The organism is Kitasatospora sp. NPDC058406, assembly GCF_042722765.1.
Taxonomy (GTDB): domain Bacteria; phylum Actinomycetota; class Actinomycetes; order Streptomycetales; family Streptomycetaceae; genus Kitasatospora.
This window is the reverse complement of record NZ_JBHXKE010000283.1, coordinates 1-10,774: the sequence shown is the minus strand read 5'-3', so window position 1 is coordinate 10,774 and position 10,774 is coordinate 1. Positions and strand designations below refer to the sequence as shown.

General features: G+C 67.6%; 8 protein-coding genes and 1 pseudogene. 8 read left to right on the top strand and 1 reads right to left on the bottom strand.

Annotation, left to right across the window (positions count from 1 at the left end):
• Positions 1 to 662: 662 nt before the first annotated feature.
• Complete coding sequence (locus ACFWOG_RS35545) at positions 663 to 1,907, top strand: extracellular solute-binding protein (RefSeq protein WP_380363442.1); 1,245 nt, start codon at positions 663 to 665, stop codon at positions 1,905 to 1,907.
• A gap of 169 nt (positions 1,908 to 2,076) precedes the next feature.
• Here ACFWOG_RS35545 and ACFWOG_RS35540 read toward each other — a convergent pair whose 3' ends face one another.
• On the bottom strand, positions 2,077 to 2,169 hold the full coding sequence (locus ACFWOG_RS35540) for a hypothetical protein (RefSeq protein WP_380363446.1): 93 nt from the start codon (positions 2,167 to 2,169) through the stop codon (positions 2,077 to 2,079).
• Between ACFWOG_RS35540 and ACFWOG_RS35535 the strand changes: the two genes are divergently transcribed.
• The 7 genes and pseudogenes from ACFWOG_RS35535 to ACFWOG_RS35505 form a co-directional block, all read left to right on the top strand.
• Entirely contained in the window at positions 2,127 to 2,933 is an 807-nt protein-coding gene (locus ACFWOG_RS35535; RefSeq protein ID WP_380363444.1) for a carbohydrate ABC transporter permease, read from the top strand. The two genes, ACFWOG_RS35540 and ACFWOG_RS35535, sit on opposite strands and share 43 nt — an antisense overlap.
• A 125-nt stretch (positions 2,934 to 3,058) precedes the next feature.
• A complete protein-coding gene (locus ACFWOG_RS35530) occupies positions 3,059 to 3,808 on the top strand; it encodes a carbohydrate ABC transporter permease (protein ID WP_380363440.1) in 750 nt (249 codons plus the stop codon).
• Positions 3,809 to 3,910: 102 nt separating this feature from the next.
• Positions 3,911 to 5,971, top strand: a complete 2,061-nt coding sequence (locus tag ACFWOG_RS35525) for a TIM-barrel domain-containing protein (protein WP_380363438.1) — start codon at positions 3,911 to 3,913, stop codon at positions 5,969 to 5,971.
• 149 nt (positions 5,972 to 6,120) lie between these two features.
• Positions 6,121 to 8,613 (top strand): SpoIIE family protein phosphatase, encoded by a 2,493-nt coding sequence (locus ACFWOG_RS35520; protein WP_380363436.1) that lies wholly within the window; start codon positions 6,121 to 6,123, stop codon positions 8,611 to 8,613.
• The gene (locus tag ACFWOG_RS35515) at positions 8,610 to 9,563 is read left to right on the top strand and encodes a LacI family DNA-binding transcriptional regulator (RefSeq protein WP_380363434.1); all 954 of its coding nucleotides are present in this window, start codon (positions 8,610 to 8,612) and stop codon (positions 9,561 to 9,563) included. The genes ACFWOG_RS35520 and ACFWOG_RS35515 overlap by 4 nt, the downstream gene beginning before the upstream one ends.
• Positions 9,564 to 9,794: 231 nt before the next feature.
• A pseudogene (locus ACFWOG_RS35510) lies at positions 9,795 to 9,908 on the top strand (IS630 family transposase); the annotation flags it as partial.
• A 425-nt stretch (positions 9,909 to 10,333) separates the two neighbouring features.
• Positions 10,334 to 10,774: transposase (locus ACFWOG_RS35505; protein WP_380363432.1), on the top strand; the 441-nt coding region annotated here is incomplete at its 3' end.

Here is a 10,774-nt window from a genome sequence, read left to right as displayed (position 1 = left end):
GCGCGCGAGGTCTACCACCACCTGACCAGCGCATCCAGAGGCACACCCGTTCCGTCTCCTACAGCTTGACGATCTATAGAAGCTTCAGAGTCAAGATCAGGCCATGTCCGGCAACCTTCCGCACCTCGGGGGAACCTCCGGCGACTTTGCATCAGCCCTGGACTACGAGGCGGCCCGCGTAGGGGCCTGATCGGGTGGTCGCGGCGTATCGGGTGCATGAACGCGGGCCCCTCGTGGCACATCGAGGAGGGCGAGAACGCTGCCGCGGAGCCTGGCGCCCTGAGCCCTGACGCCAGGCGCTGCACGAGAGGAGGAGGACCTTCATACAAAAACTATCGAATTACCATCGAAGCCGAAACGTCCAACGCCTGCTGGAGCTCCAGACCTCCCGCGCTTGGGGCTGCTCGTCCGGCCTGTCGGCGAAATCGCCAGCGGACCGGCCAGCGCCGAAACAACAGTGACGTGGGCGCTCGGCGGTGAACTCCCTGGGTCGGATGAGACAAGACATCGCGTCGAGAAGGTCACCGTGAAGCCGAGACACCGCTCCAGCACCACCGCACTCGTGGTCCATCGCATTCCCATCCGGGTCTGCTTCTCCTCACAGGCAGAGGGCATGAGCCACGCATATCAGCGACTGCCTACCGATTCCTCTTGGAGCCGCCATGCGCACCACTGATGGATCCCGCCCTCCTCAGTCATTCGTGACGTCGGTGGCGGCGGCCACTGTGGCCGGTCTGCTGCTGTCCGCCTGTGGTGACGCCGATGCACCACTCCGCTCCACGGACAGCGGCAAGGTTACTCTGACCGAGATGGACTACTACAACACCGAACCTACGCGCAGTGCCCTGCCCGAGCTGCTCACCCGGTGCGGCAATCAGGCCAGAGTGACGATCGAGCGGCAGATCGTGCCGGACCTGCGCACGAGACTGCTCCAGTTGGCCGGCAGCCGTGATCTACCGGATCTGATTCTCGTCGACAATCCCGATCTGCCGCAGATCGCCGCTACGGGAGCCCTCGTCGACCTCGACGCACACGGCGTAAAGACGGACGGGATGTATCCGAACATCATCGAAGCGGGCAAATACCAGGGAAAGCAGTACGGCGTGGCGCCCGGTGTGAACCAGCTGGCGCTTTACTACAACAAGTCGATGCTCGAGAAGGCGGGCGTCAATCCGCCTGCCACGTGGGACGAATTGCGCAGTGCGGCCAGGAAACTCACCCAGGGCGACAAGGTACACGGAATCGGTTTCGCCGTACCCGCCACGGAGGAAGGCAGTTTCCAGTTCGAGTCCTTCTTCTTCAGCGCGGGCGCTTCCCTGGCGAACCTCGATTCACTGCAGGGCGTGTCGGCGCTGAGCTTCGTGAAGAACCTGGTCTCCGACGGTTCGGCGCCCAGGGACGTGCTCAGCTGGAATCAGGCGGAGGTCGGGGAGCAGTTCTCCACCGGCTCACTGGCGATGATGGTCAATGGCCCGTGGGAGCTTCCCCAGCTACGAAAGGCAGGGATGAAGGACTTCGGTGTCGTGCCGATGCCCGCCCCGACCGGAGGCACCTCCTCCGGTGCGCTCGGCGGTGAGGTGTGGGCGGCCAGCAGCAGCGGGGACAAGGCCGAAAAGGCAGCCGAGGTCATCCGGTGCCTGGTCTCGAAGGATAACAGTCTGGCTTGGGCGAAGCTCACCAACTATGTACCGCCCGACCCGGATGTGGCCGCGGAACTCGGAGCTTCCGTGCCCGCAATGAAGACCTTCATGCAGACCATCGGAAGCGCCAAGAGCCGCACGGCCGAACTCGGCACGGCCTATCCGAAGTACTCGCAGGCGCTGTGGACCGCAGTGCAGACAGCAGTGTCCGGAGGCAAGTCGCCCAGCGCGGCGCTGACTGAAGCACAGCGGCAGGCGACGCAGTGAGAACCGGGGCGCCGGCCCGTGCTCGGCACACACTGACGGCCGCCATCCCAGGCGGTTGACCGTGTCCCCGGCGGTTCCCAGAAACACGGAGCGGCCCGGCCGCGGATCCGACCACAGCCGGGCCGACCGGTGACACCGGGCTATCGCAGCCGACGACTCGGGATCGGGTTCATCGCGCCGATCGTCGTGTTCGTCGTGGTGTTCTACCTCTACCCTCTGGTGCGCAATGTTGTGCTGTCCTTCCAGGACTATGACATCGAATCCCTGTACACCAGGAAGGCGCCTTTCATCGGCTTCAACAACTATCGCAGGCTGCTGAGCAGCCCGGAATTCGCCTCTGCCGCCGTGAATACCGTCGTATTCGTCGCGGTATCGCTTTTCTTCCAGTTCACGATCGGTCTGGGACTGGCAGAGTTCTTTCGCCGCTCGTTTCCGCTCGGCCAGCTGCTGCGGGCGCTCCTGCTGATCCCCTGGCTCCTGCCCCTGGTCGTCGCCGGCACGCTGTTTCGGTGGATGCTCGAGACCGACGGCGTGGTCAACCGAGCTCTGCTCGTACTCAACCTGGTCCAGGACCCGGTGCCGTGGCTCAACGCTCCCCACACCGCGATGGCCTCGGTACTGATCTGCAACATCTGGATCGGCGTGCCGTTCAACATGGTGATCCTCTACGGCGGGATGCAAGCCATTCCCACGGAGCTGTACGAAGCGGCCTCGTTGGACGGCGCCGGCCACTGGCAGCAGTTCCGCCATGTCGCGCTGCCCCAGCTCAGACCCGTGATCGGCATCGTCTTGACGCTCGGCTTGATCTACACCCTCAAGGTCTTCGACGTGATCTGGGTGATGACCAAAGGCGGCCCGGCAAACGCGACCCACACGATCACCACCTTCGCCTACCAGCTGTCTTTCGGCGGGCTGTCGGAATTCGGTCTCGGTGCGGCCGCAGGTGACCTGCTCATCGTCGTGGCCGCCGTCCTCGCCCTGCTGTACCTGCGCGAACTGCAGGCCGAGACCGGGTCCCGGCCATGACCGCCGGCCGCGCCGCCAGGCGCCGTCACGTTCCCGGTGGCGGAGGGAATCGAGCCGTACCGACCGGGGTGAAATCGGCATTCGGTAGCACCGTCGTCGCCGCCATGCTCTTCCCGCTGTACTGGATGGTGAACACATCCTTCCAGACCCATCAGCAGCTGGCCCGGCGGTCACCACAATGGCTCCCCCTCGGCGGCACGCTCGGCGGCTACCGGGACGCGTTGTCCCAGCAAGGCGGCCATCTGGCGGCATCCCTGATCATCGCCGCGGGCGCCACCCTGTTGACGCTGGCGCTGGCCGCACCGGCGGCCTACGCGCTGGCGCAATTGCGCTGCCCGGGCGGCAGGACACTGCTGGGCGTGCTGCTGGTCGTCCAACTCGTACCCGGCATCGTCATGGCCAGTGCGTTGTTCCGGATCTTCGACTCCGCCGACATACTCAACTCGGCCCAGGCGTTGATCCTCGCGGACGCCACGCTCGCCGTCCCCTTCGCCGTGCTCATCCTGCGGGCTTTCATGATCACCATCCCCAGGTCTCTGCTGGAGGCAGCGGCCCTGGACGGTGCGGGCGCCGTACGCACCTTCTGGCAGATCGCGCTTCCCCTCTCCCGCAACGCACTGATCACGACTGGGCTGCTCGCGTTCCTCTTCGCATGGGGCGACTTCCTGTTCGCCGCCACGCTCAACCTCAACTCCCGGACGTGGAAACCGATCACCTTGGGCCTGTACGACTACATCGGTGCCGGCACCGGCGCCACCAGCTGGAACTCGGTCATGGCCACCGCCGTCATCGCCTCCCTGCCGGCCGCGGTGCTCCTGGTCGCACTCCAGGGGCGCATCGCCTCCGATCTCGCCACCGGGGCCGTGAGGGAGTGACTGCACCGCGAGCCGCCGCTCGTGACCCGCAACCCCACCCGCACCCGCACCCGCACCCGCACCCACCCATGACCCGCACAGCAGGGTTCAGACAGGATCGACATGTCTCCTCAGGACGGCCCGAAGGCCGTGCCCTCCGCCTCCGCCTACGGCGCGGCCGGGAACGTCGAGCGGCCTCCCGCCTCCGACCCGGCCGTCTGTCTCGAGTTCGGTGACGCCGAACACGTCCTGCGAGTGGAGCCGTGGGGCGCCGACAGTGTCCGGGTGCGCTCGGCCCGGCACCGTGTGCGCGACGACATCCCGGGGGCCCTGCGTGCGCCCGCCGCCGTCGAAGCAGCAGTGAGTGCCGGACCGCACGGCAGTCGGATCCTCACCGCCGGGCGGCTCCGGGTCGAACTGTCATCCGAGGGCCACCTGCGTTTCGCGCGAACGCAGGACGGAACCGAGCTGCTGCGGGAGACGGTCGGCCACTTCGCCTGGCCCGGCCCCCGCCAGTTCACCCCGGCCGGTGAGGGCCGCTACCGGCTGGAGCAACGCTTCGCGGCCTACGACGGTGAACAGTTCTTCGGGCTGGGCCAGCACTCCCACGGGCGCCTCGACCACAAGCACATGGTGATCGACCTGGTGCTGCGCAACGGGGAGGTGGCCATCCCCTTCACCCTCTCCTCGCGCGGCTACGGCCTGCTGTGGAACCTGCCCGCCATCGGACGGGTGGAGCTGGCCGCCAATCAGACCCGGTGGGTCGCCGACGCCGCCGAACAGATCGACTACTGGATCACCACCGGTCCGACTCCCGCCGACATCATGCGTCACTACGCCGATGCCACCGGGCACGCTCCCGTGCTGCCGGAATGGGCCCTGGGCTTGTGGCAGTCCCGCCTCCGCTATCGAACACAGGCCGACCTGCTGGGCATCGCTCACGAGTACCGGCGACGAGGACTTCCGTTGTCCGTCATCGCCGTGGACTACTTCCACTGGCCGCATTTGGGTGACTGGCGCTTCGATGCCGCCGACTGGCCCGATCCGGCCGGCATGGTGACGGAACTGGCGAGCATGGGTGTAAGACCGCTGGTCTCCGTATGGCCTTCTGTCAGCATCCTGAGCGAGAACTACACGCACATGAGAGATGAGCGCCTACTCCTGCGAACGGAGCAGGGCCAGCCTTTCCAGCACGTATTTCCCGATAGCCAGGCCGACGGGAGGTCACTCCCCGTGGTCTTCTACGACGCCACCGACGCACGGGCTCGTGCTGAGGTCTGGAATCACGTCAAACGCAACTACTACGATCTCGGCTTCCGCCTGTGGTGGCTGGATGCCTGCGAGCCGGAGATGTTCCCGGAAGCCTTCGGTCATCTGCGCTACGCGGCGGGGCCTGGCCGGTCGGTGGCCAATCTCTATCCGCGCGAACATGTGCGCGGCTTTTTCGAGCATATGCGCGCTGAGGGCGAAGATGTTCCCGTCAGCCTGGTGCGCTCCGCGTGGGCCGGCAGCCAGGCCTACGCGGCGGCACTGTGGTCGGGTGACGTCCCCGCGACGTTCGAAGCGCTCTCAGCACAGGTACCGGCGGGGCTGAGCGCGGGCTTGAGCGGCATTCCCTGGTGGACCTCCGACATCGGCGGATTCCACGGTGGCGACCCGGACGACCCCGACTACCAGGAGCTGGTCATCCGCTGGTTCCAGTTCGCCGTCTTCTGTCCCCTGCTGCGGATGCACGGATACCGCGAACCGCGAGAGTTCTCCGCTACCGGCCCTGGCGGAGGACCCAACGAACTGTGGTCCTACGGGGAGGAGGCCTACCGGATCCTGACCCGGCAGCTGCGGCTGCGGCAGGACCTTCGCGGCTATCTTCACCGCCAAATGGTCTCCGCGGCCGACCGGGGCGCACCGGTCATGCGACCGCTCTTCTTCGGCTTTCCCGACGACCCCGCCGCCTGGACAGTCGAGGACCAGTTCCTGTGCGGGCCGGACCTGCTGATCGCCCCCGTGACCCGGCTCGGTGACCGGCGCCGCCAGGTCTATCTGCCGGCCGGTGCCGACTGGGTGGACACCGCCACGGGGACGGTGCACGAGGGCGACCGGACCACAGAAGCCGACGCACCGCTGGATCGCATCCCCGTCTTCGCACGCCACGGATCCCATCCGGACGTGGAATTCCCGCGCTGATCAGGGCTCCGTCGCCGAGACCGGGCCCGCGCGGGTCTGCCCGAGCCCCAGGACGGCTGTCCCATCGCTCGACGCCCTGCCCACATGCACGATTCTCTTCCCCCATGCACGATGGGAGAGGACGAGCATCGGCTGGGCGGGTGGCGAGAATGACCAGTTATCCGAGGGAAGCCGGACACCGCAGGTGGCCGACCGGTGACCCCCTGGCCATCATCAGTGTGCAGGGTACGGTCACCGGATGGAGCGCGAGGGCCCGGCAATTGCTGGGCTACTACCCCTCGGAAGTTGTCGGGCACAGCGCCTCCGAACTCCTGATCGCCAGAGAGTTCCCCAAGGCGGCCGGGCTCTTCCTCATCGAGGCCCGGGCTTGGAGCGGCACAGCGGCACTGCGTCACCGGGATGGGCACCGCGTCGATATGGACCTTCGCCTTCATCCCTCGCTGGGTGACGACGGAGCGCCCCAGGCGTTCGTCGTGACGGCCACCCTGGGGACGCCCGAATCCGAGGCGAACCATGATCGTTTGATGGTGCAGTGGGCCTTCGCCCAGTCCTCCGTCGCGCTGTCCACGTACAGCTCCCCCCCGCGCGCAGGACCGGCGCGCGCGCAGCCCTCGCCCACGGTGCAGATGGCCTGGCCCGCTCCCGCCGGAGGAGCGAAGGCGACAGCGGCGCAGCCCGGAGCATCCGCAGGCAAGCGTCGAGGGGTTGAAGCCCACTCCGCGCAGTACTCGGACATCCTGGGCCCAGGCCGCGCTGACGAGGCTTTTTCCCAATGCGTCCGCCGTGTGGCACAGGGCGGCGAGCCGATTCGCTACGAACGCCTCGCCCCAGACGTGCGCTCCGCCCACCGGCGTGCCTGGACCATCGAGCTGTGGCCGGTCCGCAACCCCGACACCGGCGAGGTGGCCGGGGTCGGGGCCGCCGCGTTCGACAGCAGCGAGCAGTTCGCCACACGGCAGCGCCTGGCCCTGCTGAGCGAAGCGGGCACCCGCATCGGAACCACCTCGAGCGTGACGCGCACGGCGCAGCAGCTCGCAGATCTGGCCGTACCGCGGTTCGCCGACTCGGCCAGTGTGGATCTCCTCGATGCCGTGACGCGCGGCAAGGAAGCGCCACCCGGCCCAGCCGCCCCCATGATGCTGCGCCGGGTCGCGCACCAATCCACCGACGGCATTTCGTCCGGTGCCATGACCGGCAATGTCTGCTCCTACCCACCCTTCTCACCTCCCGCACGCGCCCTGGCAAGCGGCCGAGCGGTGCTGTGCGGGACCGACGACCCCGACTTCACCGAATGGGTCGCTGCCGGCGTGGGGCGATCTGCTCGCTTCGAGGAGTACGGATTCCACTCGCTCCTGGCCACCCCGCTACAGGCGCGGGGCGTGACCCTCGGAGTCGCGGTCTTCGCCCGCGCGGCAGGCTCGGAAGCCTACGGGCACGATGATCTGATACTCGCCGAAGGACTCGCGAGCCGGGCGGCCGTCAGTGTGGACACCGCGCGCCGTTTCTCCCAGGAGCGCGCCAAAGCCCTCTCGTTCCAGCTTAGTCTACTCCCCCGCCATCTCCCCAAGCAGGCGGCCATCGAGGTGGCACACCGCTATCTGCCCATCGGGAGGGGGGCCAAGGTGGGCGGCGACTGGTTCGACGTGGTCCCCCTGTCGGGCACCCGCGTCGCCCTGGTCGTCGGCGACGTGGTCGGGCACGGCATCCCCGCCTCGGCCGCCATGGGGCGCCTGCGTACCGCGGTGCGCACGTTGGCCGCGGTCGACCTGCCTCCGGACGAGTTGCTCACCCAGCTCGACGAACTGGTCATCCAGCTGACCTCCAGCACGGACGCCCTCGCCCAGAACGAACCCGACGCCGCAGAGATCGGTGCGACCTGCCTCTACGCCGTGTACGACCCGGTCTCCCGTGTCTGCAACGTGGCCAGCGCCGGCCATCTCCCACCCATCGTGCTCCTCCCCGACGGCACGGTCGAAGTGGTCCGGCTCACCCCGGGGCCGCCTCTGGGAATCGGTGGAGTGCCCTTCGAGTCCACCGAGCTGGAACTCCCCGAAGGAAGCCTGCTCTCCCTCTACACCGATGGCCTGGTCGAAGTCCGGGGCCACGATCTCGGTCTCGGCCTCGAACGACTCTGCACAGCCCTGGCGGCGGCCGTGCCGTCGCTGGACGTCAGCTGCGACATCATCCTCAAGGCCATGCTGCCCGAAAGCCCCGCGGACGACGTGGCTCTGCTCCTGGCGCGCACTCGTGCCCTGCACACGGACCAGGTCGCGGCCTGGTCGCTGCCGGCGGATCCCGAAGTCGTGGCCGAGGCCCGGGCGCAGGTCTCCCGTCAGCTCTCGGCCTGGGGGCTCGCCGACGCGGCGTACGCCACCGAGCTGGTGGTGAGCGAGCTGGTCACCAATGCCATCCGCTACGGGGCCCCGCCCATCGGGCTACGGCTGATCCGGGACCGGACTCTGATCTGCGAGGTCTCCGACACCAGCAGCGCCGCGCCCCACATGCGTCGCGCGCACACCTACGACGAAGGGGGGCGCGGGCTGCAGATGGTGGCCCAGCTCACCCAGGGCTGGGGCGCCCGCCACACGTCCACCGGGAAGACCATCTGGGCCGAGCAGCGCCTGCCGGTAGACCGACCATGACGGAGCGCAAGGGCAAGCGGGCGACCACGCCCGACGCACACCTCCGCGGCGGTGCCGCGGACGGTGGCGCGACCCGTACGCTCGCACTCCTCTTCCCGCCGTCCGGCGCACAGGGCGACTATCCGCCTGTCCAACTCGCGTTCATCGGCGGGGTGGCCGAAACAGCCACCACGTACGGCTACGACTTGTTGCTCACGCCCTGCAAGTCGGGGCAGGACCCTTCGTTCCGGCGGATGGCCAGCGAACGGCGCGTGGATGGCGTGATCATCATGGAGGTCCGCCGGGAGGACGACCGCATCGAGTACCTCATCGATACGGCCTTCCCCTTCGTCGCGATCGGTCGCAACCGCAGAACCGATGCGGTCGGCTGGGTCGACCTCGACTTCGCCGGCCTCGCAGGCGGGTGTGTCCAGCACCTGATCGACCTGGGCCACAGCAACATCGCCTTCGTCAACAAGTCGGAGCAGATCTTCAACAGCGCGTACGGATACGCACGGCTCTGCAGCGAGGGCTACACCGAGGCGATGACGGAGAGGGCCCTGACCCCGCGGGCCTATCCCTGTGGTGATGACGTCCCCGCGGGCGAGGACGTAGTAGCGAGGATCCTGCTGGACGATCCGGGGACCACGTCCATGGTCGTCACGAACGAAGCGGCCCTCGAGGGGATCTACCGCGGGCTGACCCGTCACGGCCGCAGCGTGCCCCGCGACTTCTCGGTCGTCGGCGTGGCGGCCAGCCGCTGGGCGGAGCAGGTGAGTCCCCCGCTCACCGCGTCCGAGATTCCGGCCAAGGAGATGAGCCGGATCGCCGTCGACCTGATGATGGAGCGACTCACCGTGCCGACCGCGGCACCCCGGCACGTCCTGCTGAAGCCGCTGATCACACTGCGCGCCAGCACGGCTCCCTGCCGGTCGGCCCCCGACGGGGAGCCGGAGTTCGCTGGCTTCTGATCGCGTGGTCAGGCGACTGCATTGTCCGTTGGTGCCGCTTCGCAGAGCTTCGCCGACGGTCAAGCCATGGGGGCGCTTCTCGTCACCGCCGCGGCCATGGCTGTCATCTGGCTGGCATCGGCGCTCCGGAGGACAGGGGCGTTAGTTGTACTCACCACGGAGATTGGTGACAGGGTTCACAGTCAGGTGATCTTGAAATGAGTGAGGGCCTTCTGGCTCGGTGTGGATTGCGACATCTCCGCCACCCACAACACCGTCGAGATCAGAGCCTGGCTCAGCCGGCACCCGCGCTTCCACGTCCACTTCGCCCCGACCGGCTCCTCCTGGATCAACCAGGTCGAGCGCCACCGGAGTGGACACTGGACGCGCTGGCCGAGCGGGCACGGGCCGGCGGTATCGAAGTCGGGCGCTCGCAGGTCCGCAGGATCCTGCTGGTGTTGATTTGTCGCTGTAGATGGTGATGGTGAGGCTGAATTTGTCATTCATGGTGAGCACGGCGAAGTGGTCGTTGCAGGGGATGAGGCGTCAGCTACTGGGCTGGCGCCTCGTCTCTTGTAGTGACTGATGCGGGCCTGGTGTTGGCGTCGACGGCGCCATCGAGACCAGTCCAAGACGTGGTCGATGCTGCGGCGGACAGGTCGCGTGAGGTGGGCGATCAACCTGCGGATCTCGGGACGGTGAGTGGTACTAGTAGGGCTTGGTCAGGTGTGCGCGATGGTGGCGTGTCTCTGTGTCAGCAAGCGCGTTGATGGTGTGTGACACCTGAGGAGATGGCCGAGGTCCGGGAGGACCTGGAGATGTTCACGGCGGAGATGTTCGAGGCGCTCACGCGCGCGGATCAGCACCGCTGGGGGCAGGCGTATGTGCGGGGGCTGCTGCTGGACGGGCGGCGCAAGTCGGTGGAGCCGATGGCGGCTCGGCTGGGCGAGGACGGCAACCGGCAGGCGCTGGCGCACTTCGTGACCTCCAGCCCGTGGGATCCGGCCCATGTGCGGGCCCGGTTGGCCTGGCGGATGCACGAGGCCATCAAGCCGAGTGCCTTGATCGTTGACGACACCGGCTTCCTGAAGGACGGCGACGCCTCGGCGTGTGTGTCGCGGCAGTACACCGGCACCGCGGGCAAGGTGACCAACTGTCAGGTGGGGGTCTCGGTTCACCTGGCCCGGGACCATGCCTCGACGCCCGTGAACTGGCGGCTGTTCCTGCCCATG